The sequence below is a fragment of the Eubacterium ramulus ATCC 29099 genome (genome assembly GCF_000469345.1).
Taxonomy (GTDB): domain Bacteria; phylum Bacillota; class Clostridia; order Lachnospirales; family Lachnospiraceae; genus Eubacterium_I; species Eubacterium_I ramulus.
The window spans coordinates 1-23,807 of record NZ_KI271120.1; the positions used below are offsets into that span (position 1 = coordinate 1).

Annotated in this window: 18 protein-coding genes; 5 read left to right on the forward strand and 13 right to left on the reverse strand. The window is 43.4% G+C overall.

Going from position 1 to position 23,807, the window contains the following annotated elements; translation table 11 throughout:
- Positions 1–1,892 (forward strand): sensor histidine kinase (locus tag HMPREF0373_RS07055; RefSeq protein WP_021738984.1); only part of this gene is annotated, 1,892 nt, incomplete at its 5' end.
- Between the two features lie 47 nt (positions 1,893–1,939).
- On the opposite strand, the gene HMPREF0373_RS07060 is transcribed toward HMPREF0373_RS07055, so the two are convergent.
- The 9 genes from HMPREF0373_RS07060 to HMPREF0373_RS07100 all read right to left on the reverse strand — a co-directional run bounded on the left by HMPREF0373_RS07060 (position 1,940) and on the right by HMPREF0373_RS07100 (position 11,505).
- Positions 1,940–3,520, reverse strand: coding sequence for a response regulator transcription factor (locus HMPREF0373_RS07060; protein ID WP_021738985.1), 1,581 nt, complete (start codon positions 3,518–3,520; stop codon positions 1,940–1,942).
- A gap of 128 nt (positions 3,521–3,648) precedes the next feature.
- The gene (locus tag HMPREF0373_RS07065; protein ID WP_021738986.1) at positions 3,649–4,008 is read right to left on the reverse strand and encodes a hypothetical protein; all 360 of its coding nucleotides are present in this window, start codon (positions 4,006–4,008) and stop codon (positions 3,649–3,651) included.
- 14 nt (positions 4,009–4,022) lie between these two features.
- Entirely contained in the window at positions 4,023–5,513 is a 1,491-nt protein-coding gene (gene thrC, locus HMPREF0373_RS07070; protein ID WP_044963334.1) for a threonine synthase, read from the reverse strand.
- A gap of 302 nt (positions 5,514–5,815) precedes the next feature.
- Positions 5,816–6,310: a 3-isopropylmalate dehydratase small subunit gene (locus tag HMPREF0373_RS07075; RefSeq protein WP_021738989.1), complete on the reverse strand. Its 495-nt coding sequence runs from the start codon at positions 6,308–6,310 to the stop codon at positions 5,816–5,818.
- The gene (gene leuC, locus HMPREF0373_RS07080; protein ID WP_021738990.1) at positions 6,310–7,584 is read right to left on the reverse strand and encodes a 3-isopropylmalate dehydratase large subunit; all 1,275 of its coding nucleotides are present in this window, start codon (positions 7,582–7,584) and stop codon (positions 6,310–6,312) included. The genes HMPREF0373_RS07075 and leuC overlap by 1 nt, the downstream gene beginning before the upstream one ends.
- 171 nt (positions 7,585–7,755) lie before the next feature.
- Positions 7,756–8,793, reverse strand: a complete 1,038-nt coding sequence (gene ilvC, locus HMPREF0373_RS07085; protein ID WP_021738991.1) for a ketol-acid reductoisomerase — start codon at positions 8,791–8,793, stop codon at positions 7,756–7,758.
- 14 nt (positions 8,794–8,807) lie between these two features.
- On the reverse strand, positions 8,808–9,308 hold the full coding sequence (ilvN, locus tag HMPREF0373_RS07090; RefSeq protein ID WP_021738992.1) for an acetolactate synthase small subunit: 501 nt from the start codon (positions 9,306–9,308) through the stop codon (positions 8,808–8,810).
- A gap of 109 nt (positions 9,309–9,417) precedes the next feature.
- Entirely contained in the window at positions 9,418–10,059 is a 642-nt protein-coding gene (locus HMPREF0373_RS07095) for an HAD family hydrolase (RefSeq protein ID WP_021738993.1), read from the reverse strand.
- A 111-nt stretch (positions 10,060–10,170) separates the two neighbouring features.
- On the reverse strand, positions 10,171–11,505 hold the full coding sequence (locus tag HMPREF0373_RS07100; protein WP_147597879.1) for a uracil-xanthine permease family protein: 1,335 nt from the start codon (positions 11,503–11,505) through the stop codon (positions 10,171–10,173).
- A 221-nt stretch (positions 11,506–11,726) separates the two neighbouring features.
- On the opposite strand from HMPREF0373_RS07100, the gene HMPREF0373_RS07105 reads away from it, so the two are divergent.
- Genes HMPREF0373_RS07105 through HMPREF0373_RS07115 form a run of 3 tightly spaced genes read left to right on the forward strand, consistent with a single transcriptional unit; the run spans position 11,727 to position 14,592 of the window.
- Positions 11,727–12,491, forward strand: coding sequence for an alpha/beta hydrolase (locus HMPREF0373_RS07105; RefSeq protein ID WP_021738996.1), 765 nt, complete (start codon positions 11,727–11,729; stop codon positions 12,489–12,491).
- 50 nt (positions 12,492–12,541) lie between these two features.
- The gene (locus HMPREF0373_RS07110; protein WP_021738997.1) at positions 12,542–13,303 is read left to right on the forward strand and encodes an esterase family protein; all 762 of its coding nucleotides are present in this window, start codon (positions 12,542–12,544) and stop codon (positions 13,301–13,303) included.
- 47 nt (positions 13,304–13,350) lie between these two features.
- Positions 13,351–14,592: an ATP-grasp domain-containing protein gene (locus HMPREF0373_RS07115; RefSeq protein ID WP_021738998.1), complete on the forward strand. Its 1,242-nt coding sequence runs from the start codon at positions 13,351–13,353 to the stop codon at positions 14,590–14,592.
- Positions 14,593–14,646: 54 nt separating this feature from the next.
- On the opposite strand, the gene pdxR is transcribed toward HMPREF0373_RS07115, so the two are convergent.
- The 4 genes from pdxR to HMPREF0373_RS07135 form a co-directional block, all read right to left on the reverse strand.
- Positions 14,647–16,155, reverse strand: coding sequence for a MocR-like pyridoxine biosynthesis transcription factor PdxR (gene pdxR / locus HMPREF0373_RS07120; RefSeq protein ID WP_021738999.1), 1,509 nt, complete (start codon positions 16,153–16,155; stop codon positions 14,647–14,649).
- Positions 16,156–16,161: 6 nt separating this feature from the next.
- Entirely contained in the window at positions 16,162–17,832 is a 1,671-nt protein-coding gene (locus tag HMPREF0373_RS07125; RefSeq protein ID WP_021739000.1) for a glutamine--tRNA ligase/YqeY domain fusion protein, read from the reverse strand.
- Positions 17,833–17,946: 114 nt separating this feature from the next.
- On the reverse strand, positions 17,947–18,777 hold the full coding sequence (locus HMPREF0373_RS07130; protein WP_021739001.1) for a hypothetical protein: 831 nt from the start codon (positions 18,775–18,777) through the stop codon (positions 17,947–17,949).
- A gap of 93 nt (positions 18,778–18,870) precedes the next feature.
- Complete coding sequence (locus HMPREF0373_RS07135; RefSeq protein WP_021739002.1) at positions 18,871–19,137, reverse strand: LysM peptidoglycan-binding domain-containing protein; 267 nt, start codon at positions 19,135–19,137, stop codon at positions 18,871–18,873.
- A 268-nt stretch (positions 19,138–19,405) separates the two neighbouring features.
- Between HMPREF0373_RS07135 and HMPREF0373_RS07140 the strand changes: the two genes are divergently transcribed.
- Positions 19,406–23,665 (forward strand): 2-hydroxyacyl-CoA dehydratase, encoded by a 4,260-nt coding sequence (locus tag HMPREF0373_RS07140; protein WP_021739003.1) that lies wholly within the window; start codon positions 19,406–19,408, stop codon positions 23,663–23,665.
- Positions 23,666–23,807 lie beyond the last annotated feature (142 nt).

Consider the following 23,807-nt stretch of genomic DNA (forward strand, 5'->3'; position numbering starts at 1 on the left):
TGATAATTAACTTCCTAATTATCATACAAGAAGTTATGAAAAAAACACACAACGGAAAACAGGTTCCTTTCTTTCATATATTTAATAAACTGTCTGATTCTATCAATTTTACGCAACGGCTGTTTTTGTCATTTATTTTTATTGCCGTCCCTGTAATGGCTGCGCTGTTTATCGGCTCATTTCTGTTTCTGCAAAGCAGCATCCATCAAAGTATTGAACAGACGCAGGCTATTGAAGTACAGAAGCTAAATACACAATTATTAGCCATGTTCAACGATATAGAAAATATTTCCCGGGAAATGGTTTATAATTCTGATATCCAGAAATTTATGCAGGATGCAGCCGCCGGAGACCCTTATCCGGAAGACCACAGCACTGCCTACTATGTCAATGCCTTCGTTGCAAACCGTGACTACATCAACAGTATGGTACTCACCGGTATGAATCACACCCTTTTTTCCACAGAACATGCCTACACGGATGTTTCTTCTTTTCAAAACATCCAGGACAAATGGTGGTTTCCTTCTCTGCAAAAATCTGATACTTCCTATCAGTGGTTTCCTTATGCCTTTTTAAGTGCAAAAACCTATCAGTCACAGGAAAACAAAGAAATTCCAAATCAAATTAATACACTGATGCTCGCACGGCCGGTTTTCAGTACCGCAGACTATCAGACACAGCTTGGCTATCTGATGATCTATCTGGATGACGAATATATTCAGAACCTGTGGCATCAGATTTCTTTTGGGAACAGCACCAATGCATTTCTGATGGATGCGAATAACAATGTCATTATTTCCAATGTCAGCATGAAAGATTATTCCGGGATTCTGGACGAACATCTTGTACCGGAAAAAAGTGGGATTATTTCCTGGAAAAAGGAACAGTACGTTGTCACCTGCAGCAATCTGAACCACAACCGCTGGAAATCATGCATGATCACTCCATACAAGGAAGTTAATCACAACGCTTCTGTACTTATGGGCGAACTGGTGCTGATGATCGCCGTAATCATCCTGATTCTGTTTCTCATATCCCGCTACAGTGCCAATAATATGGCCCGGCCAATCATCAGCCTATCCAGATTAATGGATACTTACCACGGATTTGATGATAAAACCATCGATACCCGTCAGATTTCTGCTTACAAAATCCGCACGGACGAAATTGGCCAAATGTACCGTTCTTATGAACAGTTAGAGGATCGTTTAAATACACTGATCCAGGAAAACTATGTAAAAAACATTGAAAAAAAAGATGCTGAACTTGCTCTGCTGCAAAGTCAGATCAATCCGCATTTTTTGTACAATACCTTAGACTCCATCAACTGGATTGCTCTGACAAACGGGCAGGATGAAATCAGTGAAATGATCACTGCTCTTTCTGATACCTTCCGGCTGAGTCTGATGAAAAATAACAGTCCGTTCACAGAACTGAATCAGGAAATCCGCTATATCCAAAGCTATCTGGTACTGCAGAAATTCCGTTATGAAGACCGGCTCACCTATGACTTTGATCTGCCGGAACCGCTTCCCCTCATTTTTATCCCACGTTTCATCCTGCAGCCCATCATTGAAAACGCCCTAAAACATGGCATCAGTCAGTTAGAACATGGTGGACGACTGGGAATATCCATCTCGGTGGATGACTTCACACACATCATCATCCGCAATGACGGCACTAACATTAATCTGGAAAAAATGCAACGTCTCCTTGCTTTTGATCCAAATGACCCAACACTGCTGAATTTTGAAAATGAAGGTTACGGTGTCCAGAACATCAATCGCAGGATCAAGCTGATCTGCGGAGCGAACTATGGCCTTACATACAAAAGAACCGACAGTCAGACGATATGTACCATCCTTCTACCGGTTCGCACCAGTGGAGTATAATTTTAGTCTGCACTCCGTTTCGGTCAGCGTTGAGCTTCCCACTGAGATTACTTTTTCTTGCGATAACTGGAGAGTGTCTTTCCGGTATGTTTTTTGAAAATCTGTGAGAAATATGCATAGTCGTTATAACCGACAGCGTTGGAAACCTCATACATTTTCATATCCGTACCGGTCAGATACTCTTTCGCTTTCTCAATGCGAAGATTTGTCACATAATTGATAAAGGTAACTCCAAGTTCTTTCTTAAAAATATCACACAGATAATTTTTACTGATATTGATATTCTCCGCCACATCCATCAGAGAAATATTTTCATGAAAATGTTCATTAATATAATCCAATGCTGCACGAATCATCTTGGACGGTGCTGCCATTTCCTGTACCGCAATCTGTTCGGCCACAGTCAGAAGCTTCTTTTCCACCAGATTTCTCTGAATTTCCATAGATGGATATTCCCGTTTCAACACACGCAGATCCAGTTCCCTGTGTGAAACAATCTGCTGATCCAGACCAAATTTAAACTGCAACTGGTAAACACGAAGCAGGATCAGAAATGTAACACTGCAACTGTAATCAAGCAGCAGGATCGGAATATTATCCTCCGGCAGTTCATAAATTTTCCGCAAAATATATGGCAATCCCTCCATCTCTCCGGTGGTGATCATATGGAACAATGTCTCAATTTCCTCATACGGCATATGAACATTGATTTCATCCGTCTGAATCGGGTTTGCCGCAGAATGTTCATCAATATTTGCTCTCTGCATAAAAATCCGTCGGATACAGTCATTCCTTGCCCGAAACAATTCCCGAATTCCGTGATACATATGACTGATGCCACACACAAGCTGGATTCCTTTCTGTCGTTTTTCTTCAACAAGAAGCCTTGTCTCCTGACGAATCATCTCCTCATCGGACGCTTTCATGTTATAGACGTAAAAATACAGACTCTCATCGGACAAAAATGCTTCCACAAAACCAAAATCTGCAAATTTTCCTTCACTGTCCTGAATCAATTTTCCAATCTCTGACATATAGTCTCCGTGCAGATAAGCCTGATCAAAATCAACCTTTACCAGCAAAAAATCTGTATCAAACACATCCATTGTATGGTGTTTTTGCAATGTCTGATACAATTTTTCGTCAAACACATTGTCTTCTGCCAGAGATAAGAAAAAGCGGTTTTTCAGTTCTGTATAGCTATTTTGCAAAAGCAGTGCCATATTATCTGCCTGCTGTTTCTGTGTTTTCTTTTCCTCCAGTTTTGCATGCATTGTATCCAGCATCTGCTGAAAATCATCTTTTTTGATCGGTTTAAGCAGATAATCACTAACACCGATTTTTACCGCACTCTGGGCAAAACCAAAATCTCCATATCCGGACAAAATAACAATTTCGCTTTCCGGCAGCAGTTGCTTCGCTTCTGCGGCGAAATCCAATCCGCTCATCTGCGGCATTTTGATATCTGTGATCATCAGATCCGGTTGCAATCCCGGCAGAGACTCCAGTGCTTTCTGTGGATTCTGGAACACTCCTACCACCTGAAACCCGGATTTTTCAAGATCAAAAACTTTCTGTATTCCCCGCGTTACAATTTCTTCATCATCCAGTAATAATAATCGATACATAACTTCCCCTATTTTATCCAAACGAAAAAATATGTAACGATCCAGAGACAAAGGCGATTTTCTTAAATATGTTCATTTACCCAAATGCGAATCACATATTTAATGAAAATCACCCTGCTTCTGAATTGTTACATATATTTTTTCTTTGCTTTGCTTAATTGTGTCAGGAACCACACGATTCCCACCCCAAATACTGCAATTCCTATGGCTTTGGCCATCTGCATTTTCAGAAACGCCTCTACAGCTAATTCATATAAGCCATAACCGGCGCAAATAAATCCAAAGATCATGGTCTTTGGTGCCATCTGTTCACAGAACTCTTTTGGCTGACGAATCCGCACCAGATCCTGCTGCGACACAAGCCACTGCGGCACCTGATGATCCTGTCGCATTTTCCGTGCAGTCGTAATGGAATAAATGCCATACACAATCAGAATAAAATCAAATATGGTCATAATTCCGGTATTCCCCATAGCTGCTGCTACCATATTAAATGATTCTCCTATCTTATCTCAAGAAATTCTTTCACAATGTTCGGCATCTCATCCACTTCGCATACTGTCTTATGAAGTACCGCTGCACTGCGGATATCTTCGATAGCCTGCGGAACTTTCACATTTGCGATCTTGGAAAGTTCATCCACGAGTTCAAAATCTGTCATGGAATCATATTTCTCATCAATGGCATCCATAACGCTTCTTGTGAATTTGAACGGACTTGCCGTAGATGCGATAACTGTTTTGGTCTCATCTTTTGTCTCTGCTTTATATTTTCCATATACACCGGCTGCTACTGCAGTATGTGTATCGATGACATAACCGGTCTTCTCATATAATGCGGAGATCACCTCAGCAGTCTCTTTCTCTGTGGTGTAATTTCCGTAGAAGTTCTCTAACTGAGCTTTCATCTCGTCTGTGATGGTATATTTTCCATCTGTGGATAATGCTGCCATCAGTTTTGCATTTTCCTCCGCATTCTCGCCAGCAATACGGTAGATCAAACGCTCCAGGTTGCTGGAGATCAGGATATCCATAGACGGAGAAGAAGTCAGGATAAATTCACGGTTTCTGTCATACTCACCGGTACGGAAGAAATCATATAAGACTTTGTTCTCATTAGAGGCACAAATTAATTTCGCAATCGGAAGTCCCATATTTTTTGCATAAAAAGCTGCTAAAATATTTCCAAAGTTTCCGGTCGGAACTACCACATTGATTGGTTCCCCTGCTGCGATTCTGCCGTTCGCATACATTTTTGCATATGCATATACATAGTAAACAATCTGTGGAACGAGGCGTCCGATGTTGATGGAATTTGCAGAAGAAAAACGATAGCCTGCCTGAAGCAGTTCCGCTTTCATCTCCGGATCAGAAAACATCTGTTTTACACCGGTCTGTGCCTGGTCAAAGTTTCCATGAATTCCTACAACGAATGTATTGTCACCCTTCTGGGTCACCATCTGTTTTTCCTGGATCGGGCTGACACCATTCTTCGGGTAAAATACAATAATCTTGGTTCCTTCTACATCTGCAAAGCCTGCCAGTGCTGCTTTTCCGGTATCTCCGGAAGTTGCAGTCAGAATAACGATATCCTCTTTCACTTCATTTTTGCGGGCTGCTGTGATCAGCAAATGCGGAAGAATGGATAATGCCATATCTTTGAATGCAATGGTTGCGCCATGGAACAGCTCCAGATAATAAGCGCCATCTGCTTCTACTAACGGTGCAATCTCCGGTGTGTCAAATTTGGAATCATAAGCACGATCGATACAGTTTTTCAGTTCTTCCTCTGTAAAATCTGTCAGGAATCTGCTCATAACTGCGTATGCAGTCTCCTGATAACTCATTTTTGCCAGTTCCTCTACCGGAATATCCAGTTTCGGGATTTCTGTCGGCACATACAATCCTCCATGCTTTGCCAGTCCGTTTAAAATTGCCTGGGAGGCAGTTACTTTCTCTGATGCATCTCTGGTATTTGCATATAAAATTGCCATAATTTCTTCCTTTCTCTGCTGTCGCATTTTCACTTTTTTTACAATTCATAACACAATAATTTGTATTTCATCACTTTAATGTAATAATTTAAATTATTGAACAGTATTTTATCATACACATTTTTAAAATACAAGTAGAAAGAGTCTGAACTTTAGCGGATATTCGCAATTCGCTCGCTGCTTGCTCATGAACGCAGTCGCTTTGCGGCCTGCGTTCAAAAAAAATCAGAGAAAACTGTGTATACACAATTCTCTCTGATTCTCCTTTTGCTTCTGATCCAGTTTCTGTCAGTCAGCCATTTTTATTTTCGTTTGCTGTTAATGTAGTTTACCAGGCCCTCACTGTCAATGATTTTCTGCATAAACGGTGGAAAAGCCTGTCCCTGGTATTCCGTTCCTTTTGTACGGTCATAGATTTTACCGCTGTCGAAATCGATTTCTACCTCATCACCTTCTTCAATCTCACGGGATGCTTCCGGACACTCAATGATCGGAAGTCCAATATTGATGGCATTACGATAAAAAATACGTGCAAATGTCTCTGCGATGATGCAGCTGACACCTGCGGTCTTTAAGCATAACGGTGCATGTTCTCTGGAAGAACCGCATCCGAAGTTTTTTCTTGCCACGATGATGTCACCCGGCTGTACACGCTGTGTAAAAGTCGGATCGATGTCAACCATTGCGTGAGTTGCCAGCTCCTGAGCGTCAAATGAATTCAGATATCTTGCCGGAATGATTACGTCGGTATCTACGTTGTCACCATATTTAAATACATGTCCTTTTGCTGCTTTCATTATTTATCACCTACTTTCTCAGGATTTGCGATATAACCTGCAATCGCACTTGCTGCTGCCACCTCTGGGGAAGCCAGATAGATCAGAGACTCTACATCTCCCATTCTTCCGACAAAGTTACGGTTTGTGGTAGATACACATTTCTCACCCGGAGCCATAACACCCATATGACCACCCATACATGGACCGCAGCTCGGTGTATTGAATGCACAGCCTGCATCGATAAAGATATCAACGAGACCTTCTTTGATACATTCTTTGTATACTTCCTGAGTAGCCGGAACAACCATAACACGTACATCCGGATGAACCGTATGTCCTTTTAAGATGGCTGCTGCTTTTCTCATATCGGAGATACGTCCGTTTGTACAGGATCCGATGACTACCTGATCAATCTTGATCGGCTCCATGGCCTCTACTTCATCGATTGTTTTTGCATTACCCGGAAGATGCGGGAATGCAACCGTCGGACGAACTTCAGACAGGTCGATCTCAACAATCTGATCGTACTGGGCATCTTCATCCGGCTCGTAAGCAGTATACTGTTTATCAGAATGAGCGTCCATGTAAGCTCTTGTCTGATCATCTACGATAAAAATACCATTTTTTGCACCTGCTTCGATGGCCATGTTTGCCATAGTGAAACGATCATCCATGGTCAGGTTTGCGATACCATCACCGACAAACTCCATGGATTTGTATAATGCACCATCTACACCGATCTTGCCAATGATGTGGATGATCACGTCTTTTCCGCTGACATACGGACCCGGTTTTCCGGTCAGTACGAACTTGATCGCGGACGGAACTTTGAACCAGAGTTCTCCGGTCGCCATACCGGTTGCGATATCTGTGGTACCTACACCGGTTGAAAAAGCACCAAGTGCGCCGTATGTACAAGTATGAGAATCCGCACCGATGATACATTCACCGGCTACTACAATACCGTACTCCGGTAAGATTGCATGCTCTACACCACATTTTCCCTGTACCAGATACCATTTCAGTCCCTGCTCTTTTGCAAAATCCTGAATGGATCTGGAGTTGATCGCAGATTTGATATCCTTATTCGGTGTAAAATGATCCGGTACCAGCACTACTTTATCCTTATCAAATACTTTATCTGCCATCTGTCGGAAAATTGGCAGGGCCATCGGACCTGTAATATCGTTTGCCATAACAACGTCCAGTTTTGCTTCAATTAACTGACCGGCTGTCACGGAATCAAGTCCTGCATGGGCAGCAAGAATTTTCTGTGTCATAGTCATTCCCATTGTCTTTTCCTCCTTTATTACACAGCAAAGTGCAATTTATCACTTCACAGTGGTAATTCAACTCATCAAACTATATTCTATCATACACATTTTCAGAATACAAGGTAAAAAAAAGAGGCTTCATCAGCCTCTTTTTTTCAGTTCACCCGTTTCATTTGCGAAACGTAACAATTAGTTATTGATTAACTTATCTTCGCCATTCCAGCTGTAAAGTTTACGGATTTCAGCACCAACAGCCTCAGACTGATGCTCTGCTGCTAATTTACGCATAGCTTTGAAGTGAACCTGACGTCCTGCAGGAGACATATCCAGTAAGAACTCTTTTGCAAATGTACCATCCTGAATATCAGAAAGGATTTTCTTCATTGCTTTCTTTGTATCTTCTGTAACAATCTTCGGTCCTGTAATGTAATCGCCATACTCAGCTGTATTGGAGATAGAATATCTCATTCCTGCGAAACCTGACTGGTAGATTAAATCTACGATCAGTTTCATCTCATGGATACACTCAAAGTAAGCATTTCTCGGATCATATCCAGCCTCAACCAGAGTCTCGAAACCTGCCTGCATTAATGCACAAACACCACCGCAAAGTACTGCCTGCTCACCAAAGAGATCTGTCTCTGTCTCTGTACGGAATGTTGTCTCAAGAACGCCGGCTCTTGCTCCACCGATTGCCAGTGAATAAGCAAGTGCAAGATCCATAGCTTTTCCTGTTGCATCCTGCTCTACAGCTACCAGACACGGTACACCTTTGCCTGCCTGATACTCGCTTCTTACTGTATGACCCGGTCCTTTCGGAGCGATCATTGTTACGTCAACGTCTGCTGGCGGTTTGATACATCCGAAATGAATATTGAAACCATGAGCGAACATCAGCATATTACCTGCCTCAAGGTTCGGCTCAATGTCTTTTTTGTACATATCTGCCTGAAGTTCATCATTGATCAGGATCATGATAATATCAGCTTTTTTTGCAGCTTCTGCTGCTGTATATACTTCGAAGCCCTGTGCTTCTGCTTTTGCCCAGGATTTGCTACCTTTGTAAAGACCAATGATGACATTACATCCGGACTCCTTTGCATTTAATGCATGTGCATGTCCCTGGCTGCCATAGCCAATCACTGCAATTGTTTTACCCTCTAAAAGAGAAAGGTTACAATCTTCCTGGTAATAAATCTTTGCGTTTGCCATTGTCTTATCCTCCATTTGCAAATGATTATTTAATCTATAATAGTAACATTCGAAGAACCTCTGCTCAGTCCGGTAATTCCGGTACGAGCCAGCTCAAGAATGTCATATCCTCTCAACAAATCCAAAAAAGCATCAAGCTTACTTTGGCCACCGGTCAATTCAATCACCATGGAGTCATTAGAGACATCCACGATCTTTGCCCGGAAAATATTAGCAACAGAAAGTACTGCCTGACGCTGTGTATCATTGATCTTTATCTTTACAAGGATCAGTTCACGGCATACGGACTCTCCATCCTGAAGTTTTTTAATGTCAATTACATCTTCCAGCTTCGCCAGCTGTTTCTCAATCTGTTCCAGAATCTGTTCATCTCCACTGGAAACTACTGTAATTCTGGTAAATCTCGGATCTGCTGTCACGCCTGCGGAAAAACTGTCTATATTATATCCACGTCGGCTGAACAGTCCGGAAATATGGCTTAAAACACCGGAAGTATTCTCAACTAACAGAGATAACACTTGTTTTCTCATGTGAAAACCACCTTTCTACGTTACTGCACATTCTAGCAACATCTATTTTTTTTGTCAAGGGCAGGAACCCCTTTGTGGAACCATTTTTTTCCACTTTTTGTATATTTTTTTATTCAACAGGCATATTTCTAAGTGCCCCAAAAGTGTCCAACTTTCGATGCAGTAACTTCCCGGTTGCTTTATCTGGTTGTGTCAGATCCGGTATCATGATGACGCGGCAGCCCGCATCATGTGCAGAGCGGACTCCGTTTGGGGAATCTTCTACGGCATAGCATTCCTCCGGTGTTACGCCAAGTGTATGACAGGCATATGCATAAACATCCGGCGCAGGTTTCCCCCGCTCCACCATAGTCGCGCAGATTACCGCATCAAAGTACTGGCGGATTCCGGCAGTACACAGATTATGCTCTGCCTGTTCCGGTCCGGTCGCTGTCACAACCGCAAGACGGTATCCCTGTGCTTTTAAAAACCGCAACGTCTCCGGAACTGCCGGTTTCAATGGAATCTGTCCTGACAAAAAGTCTTTCATCAATTCTTTGCGATGTTCCCGGATTGCCAGGTAATCCACCTCCGGTCCAAACCAGCGTTGAAACTGTTCCAACGCGAAGGGACGCCCAAGACTGCGAAGTTTTAATACTTCCTCCTCCGGAAGTTCATATCCCGAATCGGAAATTGCCTGTTTCCAGGCGCGGTTATAATATTTTTCCGTATCAAACAGAGTTCCATCCATATCAAACAAAAACGTTGTCATATTTTTTCCTTATTTTTCCTTATCTTTTTTCAAAACAATTCACAAGTTCCATAAAGCAGACATTTGCAATTCGCTTTCGCCGCTTGCTCATGAACGCATTACTGTTACCCGTTACCCACTGATTTTTTCAATCTCCATATTTTTTGGCAAAATCAGGCTGAGAATAATTGCTACAACAAATACGACAGCCACGCAGTTTGCAGAAAATACGTCTTTGACGATCTGCGGAAAAATATTCCAGATTTCCACTTCACTGGTGGAGGTAAATCCGATACCGACAGCAAGTGATAATGCTGCGATGGTTACGTTTCTCTGGGAAAAACCTGTTTTTGCCAGCATCTGGATACCACTGATCATAATCGTACCAAACATCATAATGGTACATCCGCCCAGCACGGACTGCGGCAGACTTGCAAAAAAATTACCGATTGGCGGAAACAGACCTGCAAGAATCATAAATACAGCACCTGTCATAATAGTAAAACGGTTGACCACTTTTGTCATATTGACCAGGCCGACGTTCTGGCTGAAGGAAGTAACCGGCGGACATCCAAATAATCCGGAAATGGAACTTGCGAAACCATCGCAGGCCAAAGCACCGGAAATCTCTTTCTCTGTAATCTCACGACCAAGTCCTCCGGCCACAAGAGCAGTGGAATCACCGATCGTTTCCGCTGCGGATACCATAAAAATAATTACAACTGAAATAATCGCACTCAGATTAAATTCCGGACGATATGGAAGCAGGTGCGGCAGAGAAATCAGACCGCCGTCCAGCATACCGGACAGGTCTACCTGTCCAAGGCATAACGCAATGATGTATCCTACGATCAGTCCGGCCAGCACGGACAGCTGTTTTAAATATCCTTTTGCCACGGCATTAAAAATCAGGCACACAGCCAGTGTCACCAGTCCAAGCACCAGGTTCTGCACGGAACCGAAATCATCAGTATAACCACCGCCGAAAGAACGGGCCCCTACCGTAAACAGGGAGTATCCGATTGCAGTAACTACGGATGCCGAAACCACCGGTGTGATAAACCGCTTCCAATATTTTGCGAACAGACCAAGGACACCTTCGCAGACACCGCCGACCAACACTGCTCCGATCATCGTTGGGTATCCGTAGGTGCCGCCCACATAACTTAAGATTGTTACAAAGGTAAAACTTACTCCCATAACGATAGGAAGTTTTGCACCGACTTTCCAGACCGGGTACAGCTGGATCAATGTGGCAATACCCGCAACAAACATGGCATTCTGCAGTAAAATCGCCAACTCTTTTCCGCTTAATCCGGAAGCCAGACCAATCATAGTGATCGGTGTCAGATTCGATACAAACATTGCCAGCACATGCTGCAGACCAAATGGGATTGCCTTCAGCAACGGTACCCGCCCATTCAACCGGTATATATTTCCGATTGTTGTATTCTCTTTTGATTTCATTTTCATACCTCTGGTTTTCTATTTTTTTACATGCTGCCTTCCGGCAGGCACAAAGCATTCTCATCATAACATCTATGGTTTTGTTTTGCAATGACGGGCTGTACTTTCTTGCCAATTCTTTGCCACTGTGCTATGATAAATTTTAATACTTCAGAGCCAACACTACATCGATATGTTTCTGAATGATCACACAATTTTTGAATTAATAATGGAGGTTTTTTATGATAGAGAAATGGGATATCACGATTCCGGAACTCACCGGAGATGAGGTGCGGAGTGCATACATCTGTCTGCCAGAGGCATACACTCACGACATAAACCGACGGTTTCCGGTACTGTACATGTTTGACGGACACAACCTCTTTTTTGACAGTCATGCCACCTACGGAAAATCCTGGGGACTGAAAGAATATATGGAATACACCCATACCCCGCTGATCATCGTAGGCATCGAATGCAACCACAGCCCGGATCACGGACGACTGCAGGAATATTCCCCTTATGACTTTACTTTACCGAAGGAAGGCAAAATAACCGGTAAAGGCAAGATTACTATGGACTGGCTGACCCACACCTTCAAGCCATACATTGATACACATTATCGAACACTTTCGGACCGGGAGCATACTTTTATCGCCGGTAGTTCCATGGGCGGGCTGATGAGCATTTATGCACTGCTCTATTATAATCAGTTCTTTTCCCGCGCTGCAGCACTCTCACCGTCCCTGTGGATCGCACCAAATGACTTCATGCAGATGATCCGGCGTTCCCGCCCGCTTCCGGGAAGTATTTTATACATGGATTATGGAAGCCGTGAAATGAAACAGCACCGAAAAATGGACCAGGCTTTTGCTCAGGCGGCGAATCTTCTGCTGGATAAAAATATTTATCTCAACTGCCGTATTGTACCGGATGGTGAACATTGTGAGGCAAGCTGGGAAAGACAGATTCCTTTTTTTATGAATACACTGATGTATAATCTGTAACTATCTTTCCTATCATATTATATAGAAGTAACACAGGAGGACTTTTCCATATGAACATACAATATTTCAAAAATTATAGTCCAGCACTTGGCCGGGATATGGAATGCAAATTGTACGGTCACGGCGGACAGCCAATCCTTTTTATCCCCTGTCAGGACGGACGTTTTTTCGACTTTGAAAACTTCCACATGACAGATGTATGGGCACCATGGATTGACTCCGGGGAAGTCACCATTTTTACGGTGGATACCATTGATGCAGAGACCTGGTCCAATACAAACGGCGACCCGCGCTTTCGCATCTGTCGCCACGAGGACTGGTTCCGCTATCTCACCGATGAGATGGTTCCTTTTATCCATGCAAAGATGAAAGGATATCAGCCTGATTATATAAGCAGAGGAATCATTGCCTTTGGATGCAGCCTCGGTGCTACTCACGCGGCAAATCTGTATTTCCGTCGTCCCGACCTGTTTAACGGATTGCTGGCCTTAAGCGGTATTTACGATGCCTCTTACGGATTTGGTTCTTATATGGACGATCTGGTTTATATGAACTCCCCGGTTCATTATCTGCCAAATCTGCCGTCAGATCACCCTTATATGGAACTTTACCGCCAGCGAAAAGCCATTCTCTGCGTCGGACAGGGTGCATGGGAAGAACCTGCAAGCACCTATCAGCTTCGGGATATCCTGCAGCAGAAACAGATTCCGGCCTGGGTAGATTTCTGGGGATATGACTGTGCTCATGACTGGGACTGGTGGTACAAACAGGTAACTTATTTTGTACCTCATCTGCTGTGTGATCCGGTATAATTTGTAATGAACGAAACGCAATACAATACGACAGAAAGAAAACAATTATGAAAAATGTGATTTTTATTTCTCCGAATTTTCCGGAGAATTACTGGCACTTCTGCCATGAATTAAAAGAAAACGGTATGAATGTCCTCGGTATCGGCGACTGTCCTTATGACGACCTGCGCCCGGAACTTCAGGAAAGCCTGCAGGAATATTATAAAGTAGACAGCCTGGAAAACTATGACGAGGTCTATGGTGCTGTCGGCTACTTTATCTGGCATTACGGTCGCATTGACTGGCTGGAATCCAATAATGAATACTGGCTGGAGCAGGATGCCCGTCTGCGTACAGATTTCAATATTCCGAGCGGTTTTCATAACGAAGACATGCCACGCATCAAATACAAATCCTGCATGAAAGAATATTATCAGCGTGTCGGCATTCCGGTGGCCCGTTACCACATGGTAGACAACTATGAGGGCTGTCTGAATTTCATTCGTGAAGTAGGCTACCCGGTTGTCACAAAACCGGATAACGGTGTCGGTGCTTCCCATACCTTTAAAATTTCTTCTGATGAAGAACTTGGCAATTTCTTTGCCAACAAATGGGATGATACCGTTTATATCATGGAAGAATTTATTAACGCAGAAATCAATTCCTACGATGCGATCATCGATTCTCACGGCAATCCGATTTTTGAAGCGGGAAATGTTACACCGATGTCCATTATGGACATTGTAAATAATGCCGACAACGCACTGTTTTATATTGTGAAAGATCTGGCAGATGACACCCGTTACCTCGGCAGAGAAACGGCAAAAAGCTTTGGCGTGCGCAGCCGTTTTGTGCATTTTGAATTTTTCCGCCTGCTCTCCGATCATGAAGGGCTCGGCAAAAAAGGAGATCTGATGGCACTAGAAGTCAATATGCGTCCTTCCGGCGGCTTCACTCCGGATATGATCAATTTTGCCCGTGAAACCGATGTATACAAAATCTGGGCGGACATGGTTGCATACGATTCCACACAGAAACCAGTCGGCACTCATCATTTCTGCGCCTTTGCAGGACTGCGGGATGGCAAGGATTTCGCCCTGACACCGGATGATATTATCGAAAAATATGATGATCATCTCAAAATGGTAGAACGGATGCCGGATGCGCTGGCAGATGCTATGGGAAATCAGATGTATCTGGCTACCTTTGATACCGAAGAAGAACTCCATACGTTCTTTGCCGATGTAACCAGACAAAAGGAACCTGATGTTTCTGTTACATCTGAAGCAGCTGAAATGGTTGAATCATAACAGAAATCAAAAATCCCCTGCACTTACAAACAGGGGATTTTGATTTCACTGTATTCATTCTTTATGTACACTGATCGGTTGATATTTTTTCAACTCCGCTAAAACCTCATCTATCATCTGCAGTCCATCTGCAATCTGTCCTTCCGTCAGACCACCATATCCCAGTAGTAAAATTGGATACTCACGTTTTGGATTCTGACTGATGTAATATTCTGACAGACCATACACCCGGATCTGTTGTTCTGCACATGCTTCGATCACATCCTGCTCTGAGCAGTCTGTATCCACTTCTACCAGAAGATGCAGTCCGGAATTTTCTCCCATAATTTCCCGCACCCAGGAATACTTTTTTAATTCTGCCAGCATAAAATCATGCTTGCTTTTATAAATTGCACGCATACGATTCAGATTTTTTTCAAAATATCCCTCCTGCATAAACTGACAGATCGCCTGCTGCATCAGATTCGGTACCGTACAGGCATAAAAGCCACAACACTCCTGATACCGTTCCAGCAAATGCTCCGGAAGTACCATATAGCTGACACGAATGGAGGATGCAATACTTTTTGAAAAAGTGCCCAGATAGATCACTCTTCCGGAACGGTCAATTCCCTGTAAGGCCGGAATCGGTTTTCCTTTATATCGAAACTCACTGTCATAGTCATCTTCAATAATATACCGTTCCGGTTCTTCCACCGCCCAGTTCAACAACTCCAGCCTGCGTTTCATTGGCATTACGATGCCAAGTGGGAACTGATGGGACGGCATCACATATGCAATACCGGCATCTGTTTTCCGCAGCAGATCCACCCGCATTCCCGCATCATCCAGTGCCACTTCCCTCACAGAAAGCCCGGCATTTTTAAAGGTCCGGTAAGCACGCAGATACGTGGGGGATTCCATAGCAACACCATGCGACGTACCCAGCATCTGTATCAGCATAAGCTGCAGATATTCATTTCCGGCTCCGATAATGATCTGCTCCGGCGTACACCGTACATTTCGTGCATGATACAGATAGTCGCAGATAGTTTCCTTCAGATTTTTTTCTCCAAAAACACTTCCACTGCTCATAATCTGTTTTCCATGATCCAACAGAAGGTTTTTCATGATCTTACTTAACCCATTATATGGAAAATTATCCATAGAAAGCTCATTCAGAGAAAAGTCGATTTCATATGAGGTCTGCTTTTGGAGGCTGCTTCCAGTTTCCCCATGTAAACCTTCCGCTTCTGCCGTTCCCTGTTGGTTTTCCGTTCGGAACTGTTTCTGCTTCATCTCGCCGGTCCGGATATCCGTCAGATTATATAGTTCCCGCACATCACAGGCAAAATAACCGCGATACGGTTCCGAGTGAATATAACCCTCAGATACCAGCTGATCATAAGCGAGTTCCACCGTACTGCGGCTCACCTGCAGATACTCCGCTTCAAACCGGGTGGAAGGCAATTTTTCCCCTTGTAAAATACGGCCCTGCAAGATTGCTTCCCGCAGGGCTTCGTAAATTTGTTCATATAAGGGTTGTTTTTTTTCTGTATCAAGCGTGATCGCTAATTCTTTCATTTTCTCCTATGCCTGTGTCGGCAGTTTGTATGAGCTCTTTAAGGATACAATACGGTTGAATACCGGATGCTCCGGTGTAGAATCTTTTGCATCGACGCAGAAGAAACCATTTCTTACAAACTGGAAGCTGTCATATTTCTTTGCTTTCAGTAAGGATGGTTCCACATAACAATTATCCAGTACCGTCAGGGAGTTCGGATTCAGGTTCAGACTTCCGTCCTCATTGTATACCCCTTTCTCCTCGTCGATGATATTCTCATACAGACGAACCTGTGCTTTTACTGCATCTGCTGCGGATACCCAGTGAATGGTTCCACGTACTTTTCTTCCGTCCGGGCTGTTTCCGCCGCGGCTCTCCGGATCATACGTACAATGTACCACTGTTACTTTTCCATCTTCGTCTTTCTCAAATCCGGTACAGGTTACGAAATATGCATTCATCAGACGTACTTCGTTGCCCGGATACAGACGACGGTATTTTTTCGGAGGCTCTTCCATGAAGTCCTCACGCTCGATATAAACCTCGCGGCCAAAAGGAACGACACGTTTACCAAGTTCCGGATTTTCCATGTTGTTATCTACTTCCAGCTCCTCAGTCTGTCCTTCCGGATAGTTATCGATCACCAGTTTGATCGGATCAAGTACCGCCATGGCACGGGATGCTTTTAATTTCAGATCCTCACGGATACAATACTCAAGCATTGCATAATCCACAGAGCTGTTGCTCTTTGAAATACCGCACAGTTCTACGAATTTCTTAATGGAGGACGGTGTAAATCCTCTTCTTCTCAGTGCTGCAATGGAAACAAGGCGCGGATCATCCCATCCGTCTACAATGCCGTCTTCCACTAACTTCTTGATATAACGTTTTCCGGTTACCACGTTGGTCAGATACAGTTTTGCAAACTCGATCTGCTTTGGCGGATGCGGATACTCCAGCTCTCTTACTACCCAGTCATACAGAGGACGATGATCCTCAAATTCCAAGGTACAGATGGAATGTGTAACGCCCTCGATGGCATCCTCGATCGGATGAGCAAAGTCATACATCGGATAAATGCACCATTTGTCTCCGGTACGATGATGTGTCATATGAGCGACACGGTAGATAACCGGATCACGCATGTTGATATTCGGAGAAGCCATATCAATTTTGGCACGTAATACTTTCTCTCCATCCTGATACATGCCGTTTTTCATATTCTCAAATAATTCCAGATTTTCTTCCACGCTGCGATCACGGTATGGACTGTTTTTACCAGGCTCTGTCAGTGTTCCACGATACGCACGAATCTCCTCGGCAGACAGATCACAAACAAACGCTTTGCCTTTTTTAATCAGTTTTACAGCTGCCTCATACATCTGGTCAAAATAATCAGATGCAAAAAACAGTCTGTCTTCCCAATCAGCTCCAAGCCACTCAATATCTGCTTTGATCGACTCAACAAACTCTACTTTTTCTTTTGTCGGATTTGTATCGTCAAAACGCATATTGAATTTTCCATGATATTCCTGAGCAAGCCCATAGTTTAAAAGAATGGATTTTGCATGTCCGATATGAAGATATCCATTTGGCTCCGGCGGGAAACGGGTACATACAGTCTCACATTTGCCCTCCTCTATATCCTTGTCAATAATCTGCTCAATAAAATTTCTGGAAATTGTTTCATTTTCCATAATCAAACCTCTCTCTCCTGTATTTTTAAGTAAGAACCTTTTCTGTCGCAGTTCCCATAAATCTGCTGCAAAAATAGAAACGCATTTAACATTTCATTCTGCAGATCAAACATCTTATTTTACATGCTCATGGGTAAACAGATGATCCTGACAATATTCATAATTTCCATTGCATTTGGAGCAAAAACGAAATTCCAGATTCGGATCGTCCAGCTCTGTTCGCCCACAAATGGCACATTTGTGGCGTGTGACACCTTTCGGCTGCTGTACCTGACGGTGATATGTCCGCTTCCTGTGTATTTCCTTCGGTGAAACACTGCGATAATTGCGCGTTGTAAAGAAGAAAATCAGGAAATTCAGGACAGAGGCAATAATGGCAACTCTGCCGCCCCAACTGGAAATGATCATTTCATAAATGATCAATGCCGCATAAATACCTGCCATCCACTTCATCTTGATCGGAATGATAAAATACAGCATAATCCGCATATCCGGATAACACATCGCAAATGCGAGGAAAATTGTCATATTGATATAGTATGTGCTGAAGCTGCCGCCCATGGAAATCGGTGTATTCACACCATAAATCACATACAGAAGCAATGCACCAAGCACCGTAAAGATCATACCACCAAAAATATATACGTTAAACTTAAATGCACCCCAGGTACGTTCCAGGGCAGTACCTAACTGATAATACAGTATGATCATGATAATAGCAAAGAAAAAGTTGCCGGTTGGCGGTGGAATCAATACCCATGACACCAGTCTCCATACCTGTCCATAATGGAATATCAGATACGGTTCCAACGTCAGAAAGCTGTATGCCTGCGGGGCAAGGAATTCGATCAGATATCCCGCCACATAAAAAAGGATAATATACTTCATCAATCCCTGAATCGCAAATCTGCCAAACTTACGTTCCATTTTATTTAAAAAATGCATTCTGTTTCCTACTTTCGTTTTATTTTTAGCTATTTCACGTACTATTTGTAGTAACTTTAATTGTAGCTATCTTTTGATTATATCGGTCAGCTATCACTTTGTCAACGTCGCAAACTTTGAATTTTTCGTGTCCGCTTCACCTGTCATAGCCATTTTTCCAACCGGAATACACAGTTCGTCTCCGATCTGCAGATTATATACATTCACATACGGATTTGCCAGTAATATATCTGTCACACTCACATGATGATATTGTGATATTTTATACAATGTATCACCCTGTTTTACCACATAAATCACTCCCTGACAGCTGTGCATCATACGGGATTCCCTGTATTCGGATTCAAAATAAGGATTCATCTATTTTTCCTTTTTTCTTTTAAGATATGCATATTTTTTCTTTCTGTACCCCAGATCACCTGCACCATTTAAAAAAGTATTCAAAAGATACCCTTTGTTAAAAAAATATAAAAGGATTGTATTTTGCCATTTCCTGTCGTATAATGAAGTTCGCTTGTAATCTGGCAGGCGTTATATATTTAATATGAAACTTCTGAAATCACTTTCCACTGATTTTTACTGGAAATCAATGATTTCAGACAACTCTTAAACATATACAGGTGGTAAAATGAATACTTTAAAATTACACAAACTTGGAATTGATATCGGATCAACTACGGTAAAGATTGCAATTTTGGATGAGCAGAATACCTTAGTTTTTTCCGATTATGAGCGTCATTTCGCAAACATCCGCGAGACACTTACCGATCTGCTTCATAAAGCATACGAAAAACTCGGACAGATCCAACTCTGCCCTATGATTACCGGTTCCGGCGGTCTGACACTGGCCAAACACCTCGATGTTCCTTTTGTACAGGAGGTTATCGCCGTATCTACCGCTCTGCAGGACGCAGCTCCGCAGACCGACGTAGCCATCGAACTTGGTGGTGAGGATGCCAAGATCATCTATTTTGAGGGTGGCAATGTCGAGCAGCGAATGAATGGTATCTGCGCCGGCGGTACCGGTTCCTTCATCGACCAGATGGCTTCCCTGATCCAGACAGACGCCAGCGGTCTGAATGAATATGCCAAGAATTATAAAGCGATCTATCCGATTGCTGCCCGCTGCGGTGTATTTGCAAAGACAGATATCCAGCCGTTGATCAATGAAGGTGCAACCAGAGAAGATTTGTCTGCTTCTATCTTCCAGGCAGTTGTAAACCAAACCATCAGTGGTCTTGCCTGCGGTAAACCAATCCGTGGGCACGTAGCCTTCCTTGGCGGTCCGCTTCATTTCTTATCTGAACTGAAAGAAGCTTTTATCCGCACCTTAAAACTGGATGAAGAGCATACCATCGTTCCGGAAAACTCCCATCTTTTTGCAGCCATCGGTTCTGCCCTGAACTATAAAGAAGAGAATCAGATTTCTCTGGAAGACCTGCTTGGTAAATTAAAAGGGGAAATCCATATGGAATTCGAAGTAGAACGTATGGATCCGCTGTTTGCAGATCAGGCTGCCTACGACGAATTCACCGCACGTCACAATGGTGCATGTGTTAAAAAAGGAGATATTTCTACATATAGCGGCAACTGCTACCTCGGAATTGATGCAGGCTCCACAACAACCAAAGTTGCTCTGGTAGCGGAAGACGGTACGTTACTGTACTCCTTCTACAGCAGCAACAACGGAAGTCCTCTGGCTACTTCCATCATCGCTATCAAAGAAATCTATGAACAGCTTCCGAAAGATGCACATATCGTATCTTCCTGTTCCACCGGTTACGGCGAAGCGCTGGTAAAAGCAGCTCTGATGCTTGATGAAGGTGAAGTTGAGACCGTTGCACACTATACCGCAGCTGCCTTCTTTGATCCAAAGGTTGACTGTATCCTTGACATTGGCGGTCAGGATATGAAATGTATCAAGATCAAAAACAACACTGTTGACAGTGTACAGTTAAATGAGGCATGTTCCTCCGGTTGTGGTTCTTTTATTGAGACATTCGCAAAATCTCTGAACTATTCCGTACAGGATTTCGCAAAAGAAGCATTATTTGCGAAAAATCCAATCGACCTTGGCACACGCTGTACGGTATTTATGAACTCCAAAGTAAAACAGGCGCAGAAAGAAGGCGCATCTGTTGCTGATATTTCCGCTGGTCTGGCTTACTCTGTTATCAAAAATGCATTATTCAAAGTTATCAAGCTGTCCGATCCGACAGAGCTTGGACAAAATATCGTCGTTCAGGGCGGTACCTTCTACAACGATGCTGTCCTGCGAAGCTTTGAGACCATTTCCGGATGCAAAGCGATCCGTCCGGATATCGCCGGTATCATGGGTGCCTTCGGCGCTGCACTGATCGCCCGTGACCGTTATGAAGGCAAACAGACCACTATGCTGTCCATCGAACAGATCAATGATCTGAAATTTGAGACAAAACTGGCCCGCTGTGGTGGATGTACCAATAACTGCCTGCTCACCATCAACAAATTTTCCGGAAATCGTCAATACATTACCGGAAACAGATGTGAAAAAGGTATCGGAAAAGAGAAAAACAAAGAACAGATTCCAAACCTGTTTGAATATAAGCTGCATCGTATCTTTGACTACGAACCTCTGAGTGAGGAAGAAGCAACCCGCGGAACGCTCGGTATGCCAAGAGTCCTGAACATTTACGAGAACTATCCGTTCTGGGCAACATTTTTCAAGGCACTGAAATTCCGTCTCGTACTCTCTCCGGCTTCCACCAGAAAGATTTACGAGCTTGGTATCGAATCCATCCCGAGTGAATCCGAATGTTATCCGGCTAAACTTGCACACGGGCATATTACATGGCTGATCAAAGAAGGTATTAACACAATCTTCTATCCATGTATCCCGTATGAGCGAAAAGAATTTCCGGATGCAAGCAACAACTACAACTGCCCGATCGTCACTTCCTACGCGGAAAATATCAAAAATAACGTAGATGACATCACATCCGGAAACGTAAAATTATACAATCCATTTATGTCTTTCGCAGATGAAGAAACTTTAACCAAACGTCTCGAAGAAGTCATGAAGGAAGATTTTGATATTCCGGCTTCTGAAGTAAAAGCAGCTGTACATGCTGCATGGCAGGAACTTGCCAGCGCCCGCGATGATATGCGCAAAAAAGGTGAAGAAACGATCCAGTGGTTAAAAGACAACCACCGCCGTGGTATCGTCCTTGCCGGTCGTCCATATCATATTGACCCGGAGATCAACCACGGTATTCCGGAGCTGATCACATCCTACGGGTTTGCAGTTCTGACCGAGGATTCCATCTCTCATCTGCATCAGGTGGAACGCCCGCTGATCGTACTTGACCAGTGGATGTACCACTCCAGACTGTATGCAGCTGCAAATTATGTAAAAACGACCGACTTTTTGGATCTGATCCAGTTAAACTCTTTCGGCTGTGGACTGGATGCTGTTACCACCGATCAGGTCAATGATATCCTGACTCACTCCGGCAAGATTTATACCTGTCTGAAGATTGATGAGGTAAACAACCTTGGTGCTGCTCGTATCCGTATCCGTTCTCTCATTGCGGCCATCCGCACAAGAGAGAAAAATCCGAAAGAGCGTAAGATCGTTCCGTCCAGCTACCAGCGTGCCGTCTTTACAGAGGAAATGAGAAAGACCTATACAATCCTGGCTCCACAGATGGCTCCGATCCATTTTGAACTGTTAGAGCCTGCATTTAAGGCTTCCGGATATAATCTGGTCGTTCTCGGAAATGACAACAAAGCTGCTGTCGATGCAGGATTAAAATATGTAAACAATGACGCCTGCTATCCATCCCTGATCACAGTTGGTATGTTCATGGATGCAGTAACTTCCGGTAAATATGATGTCGACCATCTGGCTATCATCATGTCACAGACCGGTGGCGGATGTCGTGCTTCCAACTATGTCGGATTCATCCGTCGTGCACTGGAAAAGGCCGGATATCCGCAGATTCCGGTTATTTCACTGAACCTGAGCAGCCTTGAATCCAATCCGGGATTTAAGCTGAATGCTTCTCTGATCCAGAAAGGTATGTACTGTCTGGTATTCGGTGATATCCTGATGCGTTGTATTTACGCAACCAGACCGTATGAAGCAGTTCCGGGTTCCACAAATGAACTGCACAAGAAATGGGTACAGAAAATTACAGACTTTGTATCTACCGATAAGCTCGTCAGTCATAAAAAGTATAAACAGTACTGTCGTGAAATGGTACATGATTTTGATGTACTGCCAAGACTTGATATTCAGAAACCGAAGGTTGGTATCGTAGGAGAGATTCTGGTTAAATTCATGCCGATGGCTAATAACTACCTTGCTGATCTGCTGGAATCTGAAGGTGCTGAGGCAGTCATTCCGGATCTGCTGGACTTCTTCCTCTACTGCTTCTACAACAACAACTTCAAGACAGACGTCCTCGGATTTAAGAAATCTACCAAGACAAAATCAAATCTTGGTATCTGGGCCATCGAAAAACTGCGTGGAGTTGCGCATAAAGCACTGGAAGAGAGTACACATTTCACACCGCCGGCAAATATTTACGAGACTGCAAAAAATGCAGAATCCATTGTATCTCACGGTAACCAGACCGGTGAGGGATGGTTCCTGACTGGCGAGATGGTGGAACTGATCAACTCCGGTGTCAACAACATTGTATGCTGTCAGCCGTTTGCCTGCCTGCCGAACCATATCGTAGGTAAAGGTGTTATCAAAGAGCTTCGCCATCAGTATCCGATGTCCAATATCGTGGCTATCGACTTTGACCCGGGTGCCAGCGAAGTAAACCAGTTGAACCGTATTAAACTGATGCTGTCTACGGCACAGAAAAATCTGAAAAAATCACAGAAACAGGATGCTTAAAAAGCTTCTTTTGTGAATTTGTTTTAGGTATGAAAAAAATCTCCTGTATTTTGTCTCCGCGGCTAGCAATCGCTCGCTGAGAAAAAATACAGGAGATTTTTAATTTACTATTGTGACATGCTCCCACCACTTAAATCACAGA

What these genes read in the sequence shown, in the direction of transcription:
- HMPREF0373_RS07135 (WP_021739002.1), bottom strand. Translation starts at nt 19,137, where the DNA reads ATGAATCCTTATTTTGAATCCGAATACAGGGAATCCCGTATGATGCAC.
- HMPREF0373_RS07125 (WP_021739000.1), bottom strand. Translation starts at nt 17,832, where the DNA reads ATGGAAAATGAAACAATTTCCAGAAATTTTATTGAGCAGATTATTGAC.
- HMPREF0373_RS07110 (WP_021738997.1), top strand. Translation starts at nt 12,542, where the DNA reads ATGAACATACAATATTTCAAAAATTATAGTCCAGCACTTGGCCGGGAT.
- pdxR (WP_021738999.1), bottom strand. Translation starts at nt 16,155, where the DNA reads ATGAAAGAATTAGCGATCACGCTTGATACAGAAAAAAAACAACCCTTA.
- HMPREF0373_RS07065 (WP_021738986.1), bottom strand. Translation starts at nt 4,008, where the DNA reads ATGGTAGCAGCAGCTATGGGGAATACCGGAATTATGACCATATTTGAT.
- HMPREF0373_RS07140 (WP_021739003.1), top strand. Translation starts at nt 19,406, where the DNA reads ATGAATACTTTAAAATTACACAAACTTGGAATTGATATCGGATCAACT.
- HMPREF0373_RS07105 (WP_021738996.1), top strand. Translation starts at nt 11,727, where the DNA reads ATGATAGAGAAATGGGATATCACGATTCCGGAACTCACCGGAGATGAG.
- thrC (WP_044963334.1), bottom strand. Translation starts at nt 5,513, where the DNA reads ATGGCAATTTTATATGCAAATACCAGAGATGCATCAGAGAAAGTAACT.
- ilvN (WP_021738992.1), bottom strand. Translation starts at nt 9,308, where the DNA reads ATGAGAAAACAAGTGTTATCTCTGTTAGTTGAGAATACTTCCGGTGTT.
- leuC (WP_021738990.1), bottom strand. Translation starts at nt 7,584, where the DNA reads ATGGGAATGACTATGACACAGAAAATTCTTGCTGCCCATGCAGGACTT.
- HMPREF0373_RS07130 (WP_021739001.1), bottom strand. Translation starts at nt 18,777, where the DNA reads ATGCATTTTTTAAATAAAATGGAACGTAAGTTTGGCAGATTTGCGATT.
- ilvC (WP_021738991.1), bottom strand. Translation starts at nt 8,793, where the DNA reads ATGGAGGATAAGACAATGGCAAACGCAAAGATTTATTACCAGGAAGAT.
- HMPREF0373_RS07115 (WP_021738998.1), top strand. Translation starts at nt 13,351, where the DNA reads ATGAAAAATGTGATTTTTATTTCTCCGAATTTTCCGGAGAATTACTGG.
- HMPREF0373_RS07060 (WP_021738985.1), bottom strand. Translation starts at nt 3,520, where the DNA reads ATGTATCGATTATTATTACTGGATGATGAAGAAATTGTAACGCGGGGA.
- HMPREF0373_RS07075 (WP_021738989.1), bottom strand. Translation starts at nt 6,310, where the DNA reads ATGAAAGCAGCAAAAGGACATGTATTTAAATATGGTGACAACGTAGAT.
- HMPREF0373_RS07095 (WP_021738993.1), bottom strand. Translation starts at nt 10,059, where the DNA reads ATGACAACGTTTTTGTTTGATATGGATGGAACTCTGTTTGATACGGAA.
- HMPREF0373_RS07100 (WP_147597879.1), bottom strand. Translation starts at nt 11,505, where the DNA reads ATGAAATCAAAAGAGAATACAACAATCGGAAATATATACCGGTTGAAT.